This is a genomic window from Paenibacillus sp. FSL R5-0623 (assembly GCF_037974265.1).
Classification (GTDB): Bacteria; Bacillota; Bacilli; order Paenibacillales; family Paenibacillaceae; genus Paenibacillus.
The window spans coordinates 2,744,385-2,764,999 of sequence record NZ_CP150233.1 but is presented as its reverse complement, the minus strand read 5'-3'; the positions used below and the strand labels follow the sequence as shown (position 1 = coordinate 2,764,999).

The window sequence follows — 20,615 nt, the reverse complement described above, 5'->3', positions numbered from 1 at the left end:
ACTCCTTCCATCTCTATTCTAATGAGTATGCTCTTCTCTGTTCTTTGGCCTGCCTGCTGACGATATACAGAATCACTGATCCTAGTGCCGCACTGATCGTGCAAGCCAGATACATCAGTGATGGACCGCCGGAATCGAGTAAATATCCGTTAAGCATATTACCAACAATTCCACCCAGGCCAGCAAACACCATGTTAAATAAACTTTGTCCTGTGGCCTGCATCTCCCGTCCCGTAACGGAAGCCACATATTCCACTGCTGCGATATAAAAGAATCCGAAGGATAACCCATGCAGCACCTGAACGCCAATCATGACCTCAGGTGTCGGCCATAACCATTGTATCCCCCAACGTAACATATACGCCCCCGCTGCAAGCAACATCGTCCGTTCATGTCCCCATTTTCGGAGTATGAATGCCGCTGCCAACATGGATGGAACATTGGTGATCGATGCCAGCAACAGCGCTGTACCTGTCATGGTCACAGAACCACCAGCCATCTGAAATGAAATAACAAAAAAGGAGTTAAACGCAGTGAGCGTTTGGTTAACCAGGAAACAACCTGTTAGAAATAGAAGGAATGTCCGGTTTCGGAGCAATCTTGCCAAACCTACGGAGAAGGTTACCGAGGACGAGGATATGCTCGTCTGCCGGGGAAGTGTACTTGCCAGTATAGCGCTCAGAATGTTAAACAGGAGAAATGGCAGCCATAACATGTGAATGGAAAACTGGGAGAGATACATCCCTGCGGCAAATCCACCAACTCCCGTTCCTATGCTGCCAAAGAGTCGGATCATGCCATATGAGGTATTGGCTGCTCTCGCGGCGGTAACCGCATAGGAGTCAGCCACGGGTATTTGAGTCACTTGGAATATAGTGCATAAAGTATAAATCAATATTAATATAATGTACACTTGAATATTGTAGAAGTACGCTAACGATGCAGGAACAAGCAGGCTTATCATCAGTACGAACCGTGTCTTTTTAAACTTATCTACCAGAATTCCCCATATAGGTTGGAGAATAATGGATACAAGTGTGCCAAACGCCATAATAAATCCGGTTTCTTTACTGGAAAACCCTTGTGCTACCAATATGGGATTAATGTACGGATTAAACATCCCCCCGGCAAGCCCCATAAACAGATATAGCCCCTGCAATTGGAGTAAAACACGTTTTGCATCATTGGAATCGGCTTTTGTTTTCTCTGTGTAAGCCTTCATATGTCTACTTCTCATCCGGATCTCCATCCTTTATGTCTGTAGTTGCTTCGCCTATTCTCTATTTTTATGTGCGTGTCAGACTCGACTTTATTGCAGCCAATGCCCCGATTGCTCCTGCTTTGTTCCCCAGTTCAGCTACAGCTAAAAGTGTAGGCAGAACAGTATAACGTTGGAGGCGTGTGCGCACTTCATTTAGATAATAGGATGGGTTGGATGCAGCCACGCCACCACCGATCACTATAATGGAAGGATTGAGTAAAGCCGTAATATTGGCCAGACCTCTAGCCATATAACGCATGGGCAATTCTAGAATTTCCAGGGCAGCAAGATCACCCGATTCCGCTGCTTTGAACACATGCCTGGCTTCAATCTGTTCCGATTCCCCTCCTGCCAGACTCATGATCAGGGATAAGGAACTTCCCTTTCCGTCAGCAAAATAACGCCTCGCCTGTTCGGTAATTCCCGTACCTGAAGTCACTTGTTCAAATACGCCAAAGGAATCCGCATCTGCAACGTAACCGGTATGAAGCCCTTCGTCTCCTGCAATGAAATGCCCAATCTCACCTGCTGCTCCATTCTGGCCGCTGTAGAGCTGTCCATTCAGGATAAGAGCAGCTCCAATGCCTGTTCCAACCGTGACCATCACACAGTGTTGATGTCCCTGCGCTGCCCCTTGATCATATTCTCCCATTGCGGCCAGATTCACATCATTATCCAAGATGATATTTCCGCTATAATACTTTTCAATCACAGGACGAATATCCTGCTCAGGCCACTGAAAAGCTGGAGCATTTCGCAGCATTCCCTCCTCCTGCAGAATCACACCAGGGAATCCCAAGCCTGCACCGTTAAGTTGATCCAGACTGCATCCAACTTCGCGGCAGAATGTTTCCAATTCAGCGAATAACCATCGGAAGAACTCATCCGGCTGATCACTGGCAAGAGTAGGCAAGATTCGTTCATGAACTTCATTTCCAGCCTGTTGTGATGACAAGAGCATTAATGTTTTGGTGCCTCCAATGTCAATACCTGCAATCCAGCCGGATGGATCCCCTCCAACCGTACCATTCTGATTGGACTGATAATCATTACTTACGTTTTTTACGGATTCTGTCATGCCTTTCCCTCCTCACAAGTTGTATATCCAATCTCTTATTCCATGGCTTCCTGCTGAAGGTTCAGCATCGTTTGTTGTATGGCTACTTGTACCGCGCCAGTGACAACAGCCTGCTCACCAAGCTTGGAACAGATTAACTGTGGTTGCACCGGGAATTGCTCAGAGATGATCTGCCTCAGTAAAGGCAATAACACATCACCGTTTCCTCCTACACCTCCGCCAAGCACAATGAGATCTGGAGCAAGCACAACGCTAATCTGACGCAGAGCTGAAGCAATCTTCTGGCTGTATTGTTGTAGAATCTCTACAGCCTCTACTTCTCCACTGCGTGCAGCTTCAAATAACTTCTCAGGAGTCAGGTGTCTGTGAAGATCATCTTCACCCGAATGAGCAGCTTCCAATACTAGTTCATCATGCTGATCTAGATAATCTTTCGCCAGTTGCATCAGACCATCAGCGGACAGCACTTCCTCCAGACGTCGACCATCATCCACCAGCATCTCTGCGATCTCTCCAGTTAAGCCACCTAAACCTCGAAGCAATTGGCCATGTACCATGATGCCAGCGCCCGTCCCTGTACCGATGGAGAAAAAAACAAACAAGGGATACCCTGCTGCTGCACCACTCCGGTACTCCCCAAGCGCCGCAAGATTCACATCATTTTCCAGGATTACTTCACAGGGAAAAGCTCCTGACAACGATTCTAGAGAGAAAGCTTCTTCCAGACCCGCTAACGGGTCCACAATACGATGTATACGCCCTGAATCAGGCAGCACTACTCCTGGTATACCGAACCCGATGCACTGAATCTGATTCCAGTTCAGATGATTCTCATCAAGCAGTTCGTTCATATGGCTTCGAAGAAGCTCCAGCATTGTCGCTTCTGCTGGCTCATGAGCTTCTTGGACAACCATGGGATGTGTTCGATAGGCGATGATTTCTCCATTCAGATCGGATAATGCAATCCGAATACGTGTTGCGCCGATATCTATACCACAGACATAATAAGCCGTTTCATTGAAACGAATGAGGGTTGCTTTTCGACCCTGAGCGTTGTCAGCTCGCCCCATTTCCCTCACCAGATTACGGTCAATCAGATGTTCGACCGCCAAAGACACCGTGGGTTTACTAAGTCCGGTCTGACGGCTGATATCCGCTCTCGACATGGTTCCCTGAGTTATGAGGGCATCCATAATGAGATTTTCATTCAGATTGCGAATATATTGCGGTGTGCCAGCCATATTATCGCCTCCTCTTATAGTCAGCATTTTTCATAATTCGATTAAAGTCGCTCTCGGGTACAAAATATAGACGAACAACACCGTTTCGATCTATATCTTGCTGATTGTAAAACGCTCTTGGAAATTATGCTAAATATTTAGTTAGTTAAGTTTATTAACAAACTAATTAAATTCAATATATCATCGTGTTTGGTAGGTGTACAGCTTTTTGTCATTGCACTCTTTTAGTAGAACGGACCATACCTTCACCTGTAACACAAAAGCCTAATAAAGGAATTATTATACAATAATAGACGTTTATACATTTCCGAAACAGTGACCTGTTCATAGAATACCTTATCACGATCAGGGAGGTTTTAATATGTACAGAAAGCATCATAAATGTCATCATCCAAGACCAAAGTGTTTTTACAAAAAAATTACGAAAACTTGTGTTACCAAAGTTAAATATGTCCCTACAAAGTGTAAAAAACACTGTCATGTCACTGTTGAATATTGTGGAGTCAAAAAAAGAAGACATTATTAATACTCTTTTGCCCTTCTCTATAGAGAAGGGTTCTTTCTTTTGGAACTAGATTAATACCGTATACCATTATCCTATCAAAAAAAGTTGCGGTGATATTTCACCGCAACTTTTTTCTTCCTTATATACATATATTCATCAAGTTTTGGAGAGTTCAATAAATCCTTCACCAAAAACATCACGAACGTCATGAATGGTGATAAATGCAATCTCATCTTCTGCTCGTACAATCTTCTTCAGCATAGAAACTTCCTGCTTGCTAATCACAATGTATAGAATTTCTTTCTTATTTTTTGTGTAATAGCCATGACCGGACAGGACGGTTACTCCGCGATCCATCTTCTCAATGACTTGCTTTGCGATTTCATCCTGTTTGGAAGAGATAATCATGACTGCTTTTTTCGGATTGAGCCCTTCAATAATGAACTCCATTGTTTTGGTTCCAACAAACAGCAAGACAATTGTACACATTAATCCTTGTGGTCCAATGATGAAGTATGAGGAGAAAGCCACAATCAGATCGAAGAACAGAAGTCCGTAACTGATATTCCAATCCAGATATTTGTTGGCAAGTCGGGCCAGGATCACTGTTCCCGCCGTTGTGCCACCCACTCTAACAATCAAGCCAATACCTAGACCGGCAAATAATCCAGCAAAAATGGTATTGATCCAGAGTTCATCCGATGCAATCGTCCAACTCTCCGTCAGATGCAGGAACAACGAGTTAAATACCACTGCAATAATTGTATATACCGTAGTCGTTTTATCAAGAAACCGATATCCCACAATTAACAAAATACCGTTCAGGATCAAGTTCATCAGTCCAGGGGACCATTCAAACAGGTAATACAAAATAATCGTGATACCCGTGACGCCACCTTCAGCCAAATCGTTCGGGATGACAAACAGGTTCACCGCCAGTGCAAACAGAAATGCACCTGCCATAATAAATAGGATATCCGTAATTCGTTTCTTCATTATGCATTCCATCCAATCCATCAGAAATCAACCTAATCGACCCGTCTCATAAGTTGTCATAACCACTCAAGGATAGATTTTACCATGCTCCCAACAAAATTTGTATACATAATACAAATTGTTGCGTAATTTGTGCAAAGGAATTAGTAAAACCTGCTCTTCTGTCTTCTACAGAGCTATTGAGCATCATGCACCCATGACAAATGTCATGGTCCATCATTGATATTCATCATTACAGAAGGCTGACGTTTATGACTTACTGTCATGTTCGGATTGTTTTACAATGATAAAAACGCTTCCCACAGGAAAGTCTAGCGGGAAACGCCAAGTTGTAGCTGATTACAGTTATAACGATTGAAGGAGGACACAATTTTATGAACAGATCAAAAGAAATGGCCTTAAAAAAAGAAGTTACCCCCTACGAAAAAAATGATCTCAGATTAAGTATCCGCCAGTTAATCAATACATTGCTCCCGCTCTTCTTGTTATGGGCTGCAGCTTACTTTAGCTTATCGGTCTCCTACTGGCTGACCTTCCCGATTGCCTTGGTGGCATCCGGATTTGTACTTCGGACCTTTATTATTTTCCATGACTGCTGTCATGGTTCATTCTTCAAGAGCAAACGCGCCAATGATATTCTCGGTACCATTACTGGTGTATTAACAGTTACACCCTATCAGCAGTGGAAAAACGAGCATTCCATCCACCACGCAACAAGCAGTAATCTTGATAAACGTGGTGTAGGTGATATCTGGGTTATGACGGTTGACGAATACAAAGCAGCTTCTCCTTGGGGACGTCTCTTCTATCGGATTTATCGTAACCCGTTTGTATTGTTTTGTATCGGACCCATTTATGTGTTTCTGTTGGCTTACCGTTTTAACCGCAAAGGTGCTAGACGTAAAGAACGTATCAATACACACCTGACTACCGTATTGATCGTAGTGCTCTATGCATTCATGTCATGGTTAGTTGGATGGCAAGCTTTTGTAATGGTGCAGGCACCTATCTTCTTCTTCTCCGGTTTCTTTGGGATCTGGCTGTTCTACGTTCAACATCAGTTCGAAGAGACGTATTTTGAACATGAAGATGAATGGAGTTATGTAAAAGCAGCTGTTGAAGGCAGTTCTTATTACAAATTGCCAAAATTATTGCAATGGATCAGTGGTAATATCGGGTTCCACCATGTGCATCACTTGAGCCCACGTGTACCTAACTATTTCTTGGAAGAAGCACATAACGCAACACCACCTTTGCAAAAAGCAACAACTATTACACTACGTTCCAGTCTGGTTGCCCTGCGCTTCCGTCTGTGGGATGAAGATTCCAAACAGTTTATTAGCTTCAGACAGCTCAAAAACTTATCCCGCAAGCCGTATGTTCAACCGCCTATCCGAGTAACCAATCCAGCGGGTCTGACAGAGAAGCCTTAACTCTGTCGGATTCGTTTTCTTGTGTTCAAGCCATAGTCATGCTACAGTCATGCTAAAGTTGAGTACAAGTGCAAGGAGGAGAATTACATTCAAAAGTGGATGCAAAATTTTTATAAAAAAACAGGGTTGAACCTTTATGTATGGCTCGCCTTTTTCATCCTGCCATTCTATTTTATATCGCAATATTCTAAATTATGGACGATGGTAACCGGCATCATCATTATCCTCGTTTTCTTCGTCTGTTACCTGCTCGCCTTCATCACCAAGGGCTGGCAGGTGTACATGTGGATTGGAATGCTTATTGCCATATCCATTACGATGACGATCGCCTATGATTATGCGTATTTCTCATTGTTTCTTGCTTTTTTTATTGGGAATATTAAAAATAAAGCCGGATTCTTCACCCTCTACTCGGTGAACCTGGGAGCCAGTTTCGTAACCATTAATTACGGTTTCATTAATCAGAGTTCTCTGTTGGTGAGCCAACTCCCGTTTGTATTCATCAGCTTAATGGCCTCCATCCTGCTCCCAATCAGTACGTATAACAAAAACAAAACTGAACATTTGGAAGGCCAATTGGAGAATGCGAACAAGCGACTTGATGATCTCGTAAAAATGGAAGAACGCCAGCGTATCGCTCGTGATCTGCACGATACACTTGGACAGAAGCTCTCTCTGATCGGTCTGAAAACCGATCTGGCGAGACGGTTGCTCCGCAGTAATCCCGATCAGGCCGAGATCGAATTGAACGACCTCAGACAAACGGCAAGTACAGCTCTGAAGGAAGTCCGAGAAATGGTCACCACCATGCGTGGTACACAATTGGTTGATGAACTGTTCCGGGCGGAGCAGATTCTGAAGGCCGCTTCGATTGAATTTGTGCTGGAAGGTAATCCGAAGTTACAGGATACGTCACAATTGAATGAAAATGTGCTCGGTATGTGCTTGAAAGAAGCTGTTACCAATGTCGTCAAACACAGTCAGGCAACAGCCTGTACTATCATTATTAAGGAAACCCTAGCGGATAATGTATTAACCGTTCAAGATAACGGTATTGGAATAGAACGAACTCGCAAACAGGATCGGCGCGGAACAGGAATTTTGGGCATGAAAGAACGACTTGAATTTGTGAATGGTTGTCTGGATATTCGCTCTGCAACAGACATCCAGGGCACAGCGATCATCATTCATGTTCCCAAACTCGTCCGCAAACCGATAAAGGAGGCAGAATCATGATTAGAATTGTAATCGCGGAAGATCAGCGCATGATGCTCGGCGCCTTGTCTTCACTCCTCAATCTGGAGGAAGATATGGAAGTCGTCGGACGTGCCAGCAACGGCCAGGAAGCCCTTGCCCTTGTCCAGGAGCTTGCACCAGACATCTGTCTGATGGATATAGAAATGCCCGTGAAAAGCGGCCTTGAAGCCGCAGAAGAACTCAAAGGAATGAGCTGTAAGGTCATTATCCTGACCACTTTTGCCCGGACCGGATATTTTGAACGTGCCCTAAAGGGCGGTGTCCGTGGTTACCTGCTCAAAGACAGTCCAATTGAAGAACTTGCCGAGTCGATCCGCCAAGTTATGAATGGCAGACGCATCTTCGCTCCGGACTTGGTAGATGAAGCTTATGTAGAAGAAAACCCTCTGACAGAACGGGAGAATGCCGTACTAGGCCTCATGGCAGATGGGAAGAACACCAAGGAAATCGCCGGGCATCTGTTCATCACAACGGGCACGGTACGTAACTACATCTCCATTATTCTCAACAAGTTAAATGCCAGTAATCGCATTGAGGCCATCACTCGCTCCAAGGAAAAAGGGTGGTTCAAATGAAAGTACCGCTTTAACCCATTGAAACAAAAATAAGCATTTAACCCGGCTGCATAAGCTGCGATAACATGCTCAAAATAAAAAGCTTGGCCCAGCAATTTCTTCCTGGGCCAAGCTTTTTTATGTGTATCGTAATAATCCAACACTCATCTCTTCTTCTTTGCAGAATATCCGTAAAACACTCAAGATTTCACAGATACAGCCATGCCAAGAGCCTCTAGTGGCACTTGATCGGTCTTAAGCTGATGAATTTGGTTACCGTCCTGCCATGAGATCGTTACATGAACAGACTTTCCACCACTTGGATATTCAACTTTAATATATCCTTTATCTTTGGGTACAGGCAAGGTATATGACTCCAGGTACTCCACCATTTTCTTCGCTATGCCCGGATTATTCATTTCATCTTCGGATACCGAACGAATTTCCAGCGTCCATCTACCTTCCTGCCAAGTCAGATATTGACTGCCTGCGGCACCTTCACTCATACCTTTAATGCCATGTCCCAGATCCACAGCCATATCTGCTGGAATATCTTTCAGGTCCGTCTCAGGGAAAATTTCTGGCTGATTCGGGTCCTTATAGGTCTTCACTTCATAGGAAGCCAGTACAGGTATCTTACTGTCGGATGCAGTTAAAGATTGATCATTAATGGCAACAGACTGAGTGGTAGCGTAGAAGTTTACTTTAAATGCATCAGCAGTATTGGACAGTATTGCCGCACCCAAAGACGTACCCTTGTCCAATGTGAATGAAGTGGGTAACGCTGCATCCTTCATCTTCAACTGGTTGCGAACTTGCTTGATCACATCATTCACACCTGATTGACCAGTGGCAACCTGGTTGTCGTTTGCCTTGGATCCTGATGTGTTTTCATTATCGGTTGTGCCCGTATTCTCTTTGGTTCCCGTTTCATTTTCATTAGAGAAATCAGCACCACCACTGCCAGTCTCGGTCTGCTCACCCACGGTTGTCGTTGGTGAAGAACTATTCTCTGATGATGCTGCATTTGAATCCGGTCCGCCACATCCTGCCAGAGCAAGTAAAACGGCTGTCGTTACTGGAATCGTGATCCATAATGGTTGTTTCTTCATGATGTGTACCTCCTTCGTTGTAGCCAATCGAAAAATTAAAAAGATTAACGCTTGTCGTTCCAGAAGTTAACCGGCTGCACTTTTTTGCTCAATACTTCGAAACGATACCCTTCTGCCTTCAATGTTTTTAATACTTGCGGTAATACTTTCAGCGTTGCTTCCTGGTCGTGCATAAGCACAACAGGTGTTGTTCCGCTCTTTTGCACATTGTGGATCTGCTTCATTACACTGTTATAGACTTTCTGGTGATCTTTCTTGTATTTCCAGTCTTCCGAATCCACATTCCAATCCCATAGGTGGAATCCCCCCTGGCCCAGCAGTACATTCCGGAATGCCGGTTTGAGATACGGTTTACTACCATATGGTGTCCGCACGAGACTTGTTTTAGCTCCGGCAACCTTGTTCAGACTTACATTGGCCTGTTGCATCTCTTTCAAACCGCTATATGCAGATTTATAGAATTTGCCTGGAACGTGAGTCACACCATGCAGACCCAATCCATGCCCGTCAGCTACGATTCGTTTGGTAGCCTTCTGAAATTGCTCCATCTGAGGACCCAGCATGAAAAACGTTGCCTTCGCATGATACTGATCCAGAATATCCAGTAACTGACCCGTATGAGCGGTTGGGCCATCATCAAACGTCAGGTATATGATTTTGGAATTTGCTTTGCTTGCACTATCCTTGGATGAAGCAGATTTGGCAGATACCGACTGCGGCAATAATAGTGGAATGATTAGTAGAATAGCAAGTGTGACCATGATAGATTTGCGAATATGTAGCATAATTTAAAGTCTCCCTTATGTGTTATATTTCCCCGGGTGTCCATGTTTTTCTACCTTCATCCCTTGGCGATTAATCCTAATACTATCAAAAATAGTGGCTCCTGTTCTCGCTCCAAAGGCTACGGTAGAGTTACACTTTTGTCAGATAAACCGAAAATTTAATACGAATTTGATAGATTTGCGCAAAATAAGATCCCGTCAGGATAGATCAATTGTGACATATCCTCTATTACCCATATTCAGAATTTTGATAGACCTTTACTCCAATTCAAGCAAATCAATACAATCATTAAATATCGTTGCATGCAAAAAAACCTGCACAAGTGCAGGCTTCTTTGTCTTCAATCAGCATATGGCATCAAACCATCATCCCTGGCAATGGGATTGCCCCCATTGCTCTTTCAGAATCATAACCTCATGCTGTATGTAAATGGTGTTTTGACGCTTGAATTTTATTGACTCCCTACATGCATTTATTCAGCAGGAGCAGTGAACGAACGTTTGCCAAACTCGGCATCCAGCATGTAGAAGGCATTGCTGTCTTTTTCAATGCGGCGCAGCTTCTGAATAATGTTGTCAAACAATGCTTCCTCTTCAACCTGCTCATCAATGAACCATTTCAGGAAATACATCGTTGCATGTTCACGTTCATTCAGAGCGATGTCAGCCAGATTGTAGAATTTTTTCGTGTTTTGCTGTTCATGAGCATAACCATGTTCAAATACATCCAGCATCGAAGCATATTCATTCTTCGGTTCTGGCAAAGCCGCAAGTGTGGCACGTTGTCCACGATCATTCAGGAATTTGTATATTTTCATGCCATGGAATCGCTCTTCTTCCGCTTGCACGATGAAGAAGTTCGCAAATCCATCCAGACTTTTGCTGGAACAATAGGCTGCCATAGCCAGATATACATGAGCGGAATAAAACTCAAAATTCATCTGTTCATTTAAAGATTCTGTTAACGCTTGGCTCATAATCAAAACACCTCTTTCTTTCTCTAGGGATGGTTATATTCTAACATAACGTAAGCAGGACTTACACCGATTTTCTACAAAATTCGCCAATGACTGAACGTACAAAAAAGCTCTGCCGCGATGGCAGAGCTTCTTTCATTCTTTAGAGATATGCAATTATACCAAGAACGCTTTGGAGATGATAACCAACAGGATGAACAGAACCAGAATGGCACCTACAGAAGTGAAACCTCCGTATCCGTAGCCTCTTGTTTCTCCACCTAATACTTCGCTCATTGACCGTACCTCCTCTGCAACAGGTATGGGATATCTTATGCAGGAAGAACGACTTTGACAGGGCGGATGCCCTAATTATTCAATTTGCTGTTTTTTTCGTTCAGTACCGGGGAGATTGCACACGCATGATATCCAGAAAAGGCACCTTCGCCGTGAACTCTTCTTCGGTATACTCTACATGCACGAGTCGTGTACGGGAGTCCATTTTGACGATGACTCCTTGCACCTGATCTTCTTTGCCCCATACCGTCAACAGTACTTCCGAACGTTCCCGAAAGGCTTCAACCAGCTGGTTTCCCAACTCTTCAAGTTCAAACTCATCCCGTGTAGGTCTTTTTGCTACTTTTGCTTTTGCCAATGTGGCTGCCTCCTCTACTCCGACGTCCCGATTCCACGGGTTGATTGCCGAGTTCATATTCAATTAGTATACCATTCATTTACGTTCGTGTAATCTCATGGCATCCAGAATGAGCGAATTCCTCAGGCAAGTGACCGTTAACCTTGATACCTCCTATTCTTCTCCATACTCCACAATGATGCTGTACTCATTCGAACGGGTTTCGCCAGCCCGTTTTTGTCCATTCCATTCATACGTGTACCTAGCAATCAAGGCTCCTTGGAGCGTCCCCGTCTTCTCAGAAGCTAACTTCGCTACATAGGAGATGTTCTTTTCCGTTCCAGGCTCAATCACACCCACATGCAGAACCCGTGGTGTGGAATACTCTGGTAAGCTCAATTGGATCTCACCCGTAGCTTGCCCAAGCCATCTGGCACCCTCAGGTAGAATGCTCCCAAGTTGTACACGTGCCGGCAAATTGCCCGTATTCTCCACACGTACCTGAAAAGTGACCGTACCTCCCTGCTCGACCAAAGTGGGTGTCACTTGAACAGAAGCCTGAATTATCGGCGCTTTTAATTCAACCACAGCTTCATTGGATGTAATCATCCGCTGCACTGATCGTGAATCTGGCAATCGAAATATATACATTAGGCTAGCATGATTCACATACCTGTAGTCATCAGGCATCGATTCATCTCGATCTGGAAGCTTCGCTTCGAACTGAATATTCAGAACCGACCGTGCTGTCAACGTCCCCAGATTAAGCCCTTTAGCCAGATTGGATCCGGGACGTTTAACCCCATTCCAGCCCAGACTGCCTTCGATAAATGTCACACCTGTTGGCAGTACATCCAGGAGAGTTCCATCCACCGCATAACTGCTTGCATTGGAGACGGTAATATTATATTGGACGACATCACCCAATGTGGCCGTTAGCGGGAGTACACTTTTCAGCACAGAGACCTGGGGCTGTATCACTTCCAGGGTAACCTGATTGGAGTAGACCGTTTCCTGCTGCCCTGCCGAGATATACGTCAGTGCAGCTACACTTGATATTCCGTTCGCATCGCTTCCCGACATAACCTGAACCCGATATTGGATCCTAATTGAGCTTCCAGGCAAAATCTCTCCAAGTTGTATGCCCGTATCAGGCGTTACTTGTGGCGCAAACATTTCATCTACGATGACACTGGCAGCTATAAAAACAATACCTCGTGGCAAAGAAATCGTTACTTGGGCATTCGTGGCTGCAATAAAACCCGGATTGCTCACGATGACGGTGTACATGACAATATCCCCTGAGAAGGTATAAATGCGATCCGCCTGCAAGGATATCTCCAGCCGGGATGAGACCAGATTGACCTCCACGATATTGGATTGTTCCATACCCGTAACCGTTCTGCCTTCCGGTGTCAAAAACTCATAGTTAACCTGTGCCTGATTCAGCAGCTTCAGTGCCTCAGGTAAACGCAAGATTACAACTTGGAAGTGGTATCGCAACGTGGCTCCCGGCGCGATTTCAGCTGGAGGCAATCCTCTCTCCGGTGATGCTCCCGGTAATGGAATACCATCACGCAATACACTGTTGGGAAGCAGTGCCGTCTCTGCAGATAGCTGATCCAATAGGTGCACTAGGGCCGTAAGATTTCCGGTGTTAACAATTTCAACACGGTAGATAAGAGACTGCCCCAAGGCAGCCTCTGTGACATTGCAGACTTTTCTGACTTCAAGCCTGGGGCCGATCCACGGTGTTACAACCGTATTCGAATAGGATACCTGTTCCAGTTCAGTCGCACCCGAGCTGAATCGAACCAGGGACTGATTCTTTAGCCAATGGGACAACGGACCGGAAGATTGGCTCATATCACCACAACCTCTACTCTGAATGTAACCGTAACGGAAGCACCCGCAGCAATCGAACCAAGCGTGATGCCTGTATTCGGATTGCCTGTTGGTCTTGGCACACCATCCACCGTAACACTTCCTGGCACAAATACTGTACCGACAGGTACCGGGTCAACCATGACCACATTATTCACCACTTCAATGCCGCTATTGGTTACTACAACCGTATAGGTGATTACATCACCAACAACTGCATCAATGGCACTTGTGCTTTTGGCAACAACAACATTTGGTGCAGATACAGGGATAACCAGAACATTCGAAGATACGGTCCCCGTCAACAGACGCCCATCGGGTGGGCTAAATGTATAGTTGGCCACCGCCTGGTTAACCAGTTGCTGATCCTGCGGCAACGAATCTACAGTCACTTCGAGGGTAACCGTTACAGTAACCGTACCTCCGGACGGTATGGTACCCACAACGATGCCCGTCTCCGGATTGGCACCTGGCTGTGGAACACCATCAATCAGAACACTGTTGGGAAGCAGCACCGCTCCGTTCGGTATACTGTCGATTAATGTCAAATTAGCAGCAAGATTCCCACTATTAATAATGGCAAAAGAATACGTGATGGTGTCACCAATCGTTGCATTGGAAGTGCTCCCTGTTTTGGTTAAGGCAATAATCGGCTGATAGATTGGTGTTACAACCGTATTGGAATACGCTGCTCCCGAGAAAACACCCGATGTGAAACTTACGGAAGACTGACTGCTTACTTCCGGTGGTGTTGGCAGTGTATTGACCCGCACTGCATACGATACCGCTATCGATGCTCCAGGGGCTAAACTACCAAGGGCTATGCCCAGCGCAGGGTTGGCCAAGGCACGTGGGACGCCGTCCACCAGAACACTGCCTGTAACAAATGTGGTGGCTGGGTTAATCGGATCGGTGATCACAATGTTGTTTACCGGGTCAATTCCTTCATTGGTCACAACCATTTCATATACAATCGTGTCGCCTACCACGGCATCGACTACCGAAGCCGTCTTGACTACACTCACATTCGGAGCAGATACTTGAATGTTGAGTGCGTTGGACGTAATCGTGCCTCCAAGTGTTCTTCCATCAGGTAGGGTATACGAAAATGTCGCAGAAGCCTGATTGGTAATGGACTGGCTCAAAGGTAACGTCACAATCACCACGGAAAAGGTAACTAGAGTTGTTGTGGAAACGACACCAAGCGGAATACCCGAAGCTGGATCTGCACCTGGCGCAGAAGCCCCGTTAATAATAACGCTATTTGGAACAAGCTCTGTTCCTGCCGGAATGGTATCCGTTAACGTGACAGATGCCCCATAGTTCCCTGTATTGGAAATGGCGATGCTGTACACAACGGTATCCCCCACTGTGGCTACTGTCTGATCTCCCGTTTTGACTGCAGCCAGAATAGGTTGATAGACCGGAGTTGTAACTGTGTTGGAAAATGTGGTCGCTGAGAAAGCCCCTGATGTAAAGCTGACCGTGGACTGATTGTTTAACACTGCACTCGCCGGGAGCGCCGTAACCTGCACACTAAATACAACGGTTACCGTAACGCCAGGTGCGATGGAACCAAGCGTTATTCCCGTAGAAGGATTGGCACCAGGGCGCAAAACACCATCGACAAACACGCCGGTTGGCGCAAGAACGGCACTTGTCGGCACTGCATCCGTGAAAACCACATTGTTCACCGTTGCAATTCCGTTATTGGTTACCGCGATGCTATACGTTACGACATCACCAACAGATACCGCCGTCGAAGTTGTTGATTTGACGACATCGACATCCGGTGCCGATACAGTAATAGTCAGCACATTGGATAGAACAGACTCCGTGATGTTCCGCCCATCCGGCAATGTATATGATAGAGCTACCGTAGCCTGATTCACCAGTTGTTGCGGACTTGGCAGCGTATCAACAACCACTGAAAAGGTAATGGTGGTCGTAGCTCCGGGAGCCACATTGCCTGCGGGGATGCCCGTTGCCGGATTTCCTGCTGGCAGTGGTTGACCGTTCACAATAACGCTATTTGGAACAAGGATGGTTCCGGCTGGAAGGTTATCTGTCAGGTTAATCTGGGCTCCATAGTTTCCCTGATTGCTCACGGTTATCGTGTAGCTGACCGTATCCCCAACGGTAGCATTTTGTGTACTGGCTGTTTTTTGTGCTGAAACAATAGGCTGGTACACCGGAGTGACCACGGTATTTGAAAAGGTTGTGCTTGAGAATGTACCTGAGGTAAAACTGACCGTAGAGCGATTGCTCAACTGATTGCTTGGCGGGATCACGTCGACACGGATACTGAACGTCACCGTCGCGGACGTTCCGGGCCCCAATGTCCCAAGGGATACCCCACCTGCCGGATTGGCTCCAGGTTGCGCAACCCCATTCACTGTGACACTCCCTGTAACAAAGGAGGCGCCGGCTGGAATCGGATCCGAAAACTGAATATTGTTCACCGGTGCAATTCCACTGTTGGTCACCAGAATGGAATAGGTCACCGTATCACCTACAGTTGCCGCAGTGGAAGCTGTGCTTTTGACAACAGCGACGTTTGGTGACGAGACCGGGAACGTGAGTGTATTCGATGTGGCTGAGCCAGTTAACGTCCGCCCATCTGGGGGTGTAAATGTAAAGGATGATGTAGCAAAATTACTAAGTTGTTGCGGAGATGGAAGTGAATCCACAACAACGGCAAACGTGACAACAGCCGTCGCCCCCGCTGCTACAATGCCTACCGGAATGCCAGCTGCTGGCGTCGCTCCAGGTTGTGGTACACCAGATACCACAACACTGTTGGCTACTAAAGTAGTCGCAGCAGGAATGGTATCTGTCACGGTAACATTTGCCTCCAGATTGCCTGTGTTGCTGACTGTTACCGTGTATACAACCGTATCACCTACAGTTGCATTTACGGTATTTGCCGTTTTGACAAGTGAAATCTGCGGTTGTATGACCGGAGTCTGAGTGGTATTGGACGATGATGACCCTGAAAATGAACCGGATGTGAAGCTGACCGTCGACTGATTGTTAATCTGCGAAGGAATCGGCATGGTAATCGTCACCTCAAAAGTTACGGTAACCTCGGCTCCTGGAGCCAACGTACCGATTGGAATGCCGGCTGTCGGATTGGAGAGCGGGAACGAAGTCCCGTTCACAATGACACTTCCGGGTACAAATGGGGTATTCGAAGGAAGAGGATTGACATATACCACATTATTAACGGCTACTGTGCCGTTATTACGAATAACAGATGTGTATCGAATGACATCCCCGACTACGCCGTACTCTACATTGTCACTGTTGACAACCGTAACATTGGGCAGAGACACTGGAATAGTGATGGTGTTTGATGACGAGAGACCCGCAACCGTTCTCCCACTTGGAAGCGTGTAGGCAAATGAAGCAACCGCCTGATTAATTAACTGCCTTGCATCTGGCAAACTGGTAACCGTCGCAACAAAGGTGACCGTTGCACCTAAGCCCGCAGCAATCTCTCCTAGACTGATCCCCGACTCCGGGCTGACCCCAGGTGTAGGTACGCCATTAATAATGACACTATTTGTGCTGAATACTGCTCCTGCTGGAATGGGATCTGTCAAGGTAACCGTTGCAGCTATATTACCTGTATTGTTTATCTGGATGGTGTAATTAAACGTATCGCCTACCGTCAAACTTGTTGTACTTGCTGACTTGACCACTTGGATCACTGGCAGAAATATGGGGGTATTTACTGATATAGAAGAAGAAACACCATTAAAACTGCCTGATGTAAATGCTGCATTGGCCCGGTTACTAACCAGACCCGTGGATGGAACAGAATTCACTCTGGTCTGATAGGTCACAGTTACACTGCTTGAGCTATTCAATGTACCCACTGCAATTCCCGCAAGGGGGCTTGCACTCGTAACAGCAGATCCATTAATCGTGACACTACCCGGGACAAATTCAGAGCCGGATGGTGCATCCGAAATCACCAGATTCTGTACTGCACTAATACCCGCGTTTGTTGCAACAACGGTATACGTAAGCACATCTCCTACTGTTGCATCCGGTGTGTTTACTGTTTTACTAATAGAAACATTGGGAGCCGATGCAGGTATCCGAACGATATTGGATAAGCTGCTGCCGGAGAGATTCCGTCCACTTGGAAGCTGGTACGTATAACTTGCAGTCCCTTGATTCTCCAGTGTTGGGGGAGTAGGAAGTGTGGTGAGTGTAACGCGAAACACCACCGTAGCTGTAACTCCTGGCAGGAGGCTGCCCAGTGTTATTCCGGTTAACGGGCTGGCTCCAGGACGTGCAGTACCATTCACGGTTACCGAATCCGGGACAAACGTCAGCCCCGCTGGAATGGTATCGGTCACATTCACTTGAGTCGTTATGTTTCCACTGTTCGTGACCGCAAGTGTGTATGCAATCTGATCCCCCAGTGTCGCATTGGTTTGGCTTGCCGACTTGCTGATACCGACTACGGCTTGGTATACAGGGGTTGTAATGGAATTGGAGTTGGAAATACCCGTGAACGAACCAGAGCTATAGGACACTACCGCTCGATTGACTAACGAACCTGAAGCAGGCAGAGACTGCACATTCACCTGAAACGTCACCGTTGCAGAACTTCCGGCCGCCAATGCCCCAATAGAGATGCCACTGCTCGGATTCGCAGACGGTACGACAGTTCCCCTTACGGTTGCACTGCCAGGAACAAAAGTTGTTCCAGCAGGGAGCGCATCTGTAAGTACCACATTGTTAATCACCTGAATACCGCTGTTGGTCGTAACTACGGTGTACGTGAAGGTCTCCCCGACAGCAACATCGGTAACTGATGCTGATTTTACCGTGTTCACATTGGGCAATGTTACCGGGATTGTTAAGGTATTCGAGGCGATGTTTCCTGTGATCGTCCGACCATCAGGTGAATTGAAGGAATAAGAAGCCGTAGCCTGATCCACAAGAGTCGGCGGTGTCGGCAAGCTTGTTACAAGTACCTGAAAGGTCACGGTATTTGTACTTCCTGCCGCGAGGCTCCCCAGATTAACGCCGGTAACCGGATTGGCGCCAGCAACCACATTTCCATTCAGACGAAAGCTACCTGCTACATATGAGCTACCACTTGGAATGTTATCCCTCAATGTAACGTTGGCAGCAACATTCCCTCCGTTGTTCACTTGGAGTGTATATGTTACCAGGTCACCCACCGTGGCATTGGTGGTACTCGCCGATTTCACAATGGACAGGTTTGGCGAATAAACAGTAAGGGTGGAGTTATTGGACGGAATAACTCCGGTAATGATCGGCCCCCCTGCTACACTTTGAAATGTAAAGGCTGCATTGGCCGAATTCACCAGTTGCAGGATGCTTGCATCCTGACCGATGAGTGCTCGATAGGTTACAACGACACTGCTGGATAAACTTAACGAACCCAGCGGAATGCCTGCCGTCACATCAAGTGTTGGACGTGGCACACCTGCAACCGTGACACTGCCTGGAATAAAGGTAAGACCTGCAGGCAGTGAATCGGATAACACAACGCTGGCCGCACTCGCAGTGCCTGCATTGGTAACGGTAACCGAGTATAGAATACTATCTCCGGCAACTGCACCGGTGGCGACCGTTGCCTTAGCCAATGTGATCCTGGGTGCATTAATATCAACTTGTATTGCATTCGCGTTCACAATGTATGCATCACCTGAAGTTGTTAATGTCAACACCGCAGATGACTGGTTATTGATCAGTCTTGCTGAAACATCCACATTGGTAATATCCCAGCCTTGACGACCACCGATAATATTGGTGCCTGGAGCCCCGTTGATCTGATTTCGAGTTCCGAAAGTGCCCGTTGTGTTAAGCGCTCCCGTATCACCATTGATTTGGGAAGCAAAAAAGTTCGCAGCCAGATTATTGGGCCCGGACAAGGCAACCGATGTTGCTGAGGTCGGACCGAACAATGCCTGATCCCCGGTCCGGTTCGCATCACCCTCCTGCGCACTGAACAGCGCTCTCCCTCCCAATGCACCCGAAAGCGGAGTGGCAAATCCAGTCAGTGTGGTAACGACAGGTGGTGAAGTGGATTGAACGAGTACGCCCCCTGCACGCAAAGACATGTTGCGAAAAGGCAGATTGGGATTCTGATAGATAACCCCAAGTGTCCATCCCGCATGATTGGCCGTGGAATCATTTGTAATAACAATAGTCCCTACCACTGCTCCGGTGATATATGTACCTGCTCCCCCATTTTGTACAAGTGAAGTAACATTGGCTGAACGCACATAGCCAGCACCACCGCCCCCAAGATCGAATTGATTGTAGGTAAGTGGATCTGGGATAACACTGGAAGTCCCTGCTGGTGTAATAAACGTAACCGGATTGTTGATGGCAGAACTCAGATTGACTGTACCATTGATGTAACTGCCGCCCCAGATCAATTCTGCATACAGAACGGTACTTCCAGCAGGGAGTGTAAGAATGGCTGCTGAACTGTTGCTCTGATACAAGCTTGTAGTTCCAAGAGGGTAGGTGCCGTACTGGAGGCTGGTGTTGGTTGTGATAAAACCTCCAATACTGTCCTGTGTTCCGGGTACCCCCGCTGTTTCCGAACGACTCAGTCCAAGCGTATTTCCTGTAAATGTAATTGCTCCCGTAGCATTAACGGTTGAACGAACGACAAGAGGAATGAAGATCACCTCCCCTTCATCAATGATTTCCTACATATGGAACGGAGCCATGTTATATAGTCTATGAGTGTATCATTGAGTTTTGTTTGTCCTCCATAAAAAGTTTGTGACAACGCGATACTTCTGTAAGTCTTGTTTTCATAGAACAGTTAAATACATTTGCGTTTTGTTCATTGTGATTTATAATCATCTTATACGAGAGTAATCCTGTCGTACCATTATGATGCAGTCAGCGGTGA

General features: G+C 46.3%; 14 protein-coding genes. 3 read left to right on the top strand and 11 right to left on the bottom strand.

All coding sequences use genetic code 11. From position 1 onward, the window contains the following. Positions 1–13: 13 nt before the first annotated feature. The 4 genes from MKY92_RS12755 to MKY92_RS12740 all read right to left on the bottom strand — a co-directional run bounded on the left by MKY92_RS12755 (position 14) and on the right by MKY92_RS12740 (position 5,081). Positions 14–1,237 carry an MFS transporter gene (locus tag MKY92_RS12755; protein ID WP_339300998.1) on the bottom strand — a complete coding sequence of 408 codons (1,224 nt, stop codon included), beginning with the start codon at positions 1,235–1,237 and terminating at the stop codon, positions 14–16. Between the two features lie 49 nt (positions 1,238–1,286). Next, positions 1,287–2,339 (bottom strand): ROK family protein, encoded by a 1,053-nt coding sequence (locus MKY92_RS12750; protein ID WP_339300996.1) that lies wholly within the window; start codon positions 2,337–2,339, stop codon positions 1,287–1,289. 35 nt (positions 2,340–2,374) lie between these two features. Then, positions 2,375–3,580, bottom strand: coding sequence for an ROK family protein (locus MKY92_RS12745; protein WP_339300994.1), 1,206 nt, complete (start codon positions 3,578–3,580; stop codon positions 2,375–2,377). Positions 3,581–4,241: 661 nt separating this feature from the next. After that, positions 4,242–5,081 carry a YitT family protein gene (locus MKY92_RS12740; protein ID WP_017688839.1) on the bottom strand — a complete coding sequence of 280 codons (840 nt, stop codon included), beginning with the start codon at positions 5,079–5,081 and terminating at the stop codon, positions 4,242–4,244. Between the two features lie 374 nt (positions 5,082–5,455). On the opposite strand from MKY92_RS12740, the gene MKY92_RS12735 reads away from it, so the two are divergent. The 3 genes from MKY92_RS12735 to MKY92_RS12725 all read left to right on the top strand — a co-directional run bounded on the left by MKY92_RS12735 (position 5,456) and on the right by MKY92_RS12725 (position 8,346). After that, positions 5,456–6,514 carry a fatty acid desaturase gene (locus MKY92_RS12735; protein WP_091016855.1) on the top strand — a complete coding sequence of 353 codons (1,059 nt, stop codon included), beginning with the start codon at positions 5,456–5,458 and terminating at the stop codon, positions 6,512–6,514. An 87-nt stretch (positions 6,515–6,601) separates the two neighbouring features. After that, on the top strand, positions 6,602–7,750 hold the full coding sequence (locus MKY92_RS12730) for a sensor histidine kinase (RefSeq protein WP_339301776.1): 1,149 nt from the start codon (positions 6,602–6,604) through the stop codon (positions 7,748–7,750). Beyond that, positions 7,747–8,346, top strand: a complete 600-nt coding sequence (locus MKY92_RS12725; protein ID WP_036608692.1) for a response regulator transcription factor — start codon at positions 7,747–7,749, stop codon at positions 8,344–8,346. The genes MKY92_RS12730 and MKY92_RS12725 overlap by 4 nt, the downstream gene beginning before the upstream one ends. A 179-nt stretch (positions 8,347–8,525) precedes the next feature. Here MKY92_RS12725 and MKY92_RS12720 read toward each other — a convergent pair whose 3' ends face one another. The 7 genes from MKY92_RS12720 to MKY92_RS12690 form a co-directional block, all read right to left on the bottom strand. Then, the gene (locus MKY92_RS12720; protein ID WP_339300992.1) at positions 8,526–9,437 is read right to left on the bottom strand and encodes a hypothetical protein; all 912 of its coding nucleotides are present in this window, start codon (positions 9,435–9,437) and stop codon (positions 8,526–8,528) included. 44 nt (positions 9,438–9,481) lie between these two features. Next, complete coding sequence (locus MKY92_RS12715; RefSeq protein ID WP_339300990.1) at positions 9,482–10,222, bottom strand: polysaccharide deacetylase family protein; 741 nt, start codon at positions 10,220–10,222, stop codon at positions 9,482–9,484. Between the two features lie 473 nt (positions 10,223–10,695). Next, entirely contained in the window at positions 10,696–11,199 is a 504-nt protein-coding gene (locus MKY92_RS12710) for a ferritin (protein WP_017688845.1), read from the bottom strand. A gap of 156 nt (positions 11,200–11,355) precedes the next feature. Then, a complete protein-coding gene (locus MKY92_RS12705) occupies positions 11,356–11,475 on the bottom strand; it encodes a hypothetical protein (protein WP_017688846.1) in 120 nt (39 codons plus the stop codon). A gap of 100 nt (positions 11,476–11,575) precedes the next feature. Next, positions 11,576–11,833, bottom strand: coding sequence for a YolD-like family protein (locus MKY92_RS12700; RefSeq protein ID WP_036608707.1), 258 nt, complete (start codon positions 11,831–11,833; stop codon positions 11,576–11,578). A 153-nt stretch (positions 11,834–11,986) separates the two neighbouring features. After that, on the bottom strand, positions 11,987–13,678 hold the full coding sequence (locus MKY92_RS12695; RefSeq protein ID WP_339300987.1) for a hypothetical protein: 1,692 nt from the start codon (positions 13,676–13,678) through the stop codon (positions 11,987–11,989). Beyond that, positions 13,675–20,385 (bottom strand): hypothetical protein, encoded by a 6,711-nt coding sequence (locus tag MKY92_RS12690; protein WP_339300985.1) that lies wholly within the window; start codon positions 20,383–20,385, stop codon positions 13,675–13,677. The genes MKY92_RS12695 and MKY92_RS12690 overlap by 4 nt, the downstream gene beginning before the upstream one ends. Positions 20,386–20,615: the final 230 nt, after the last annotated feature.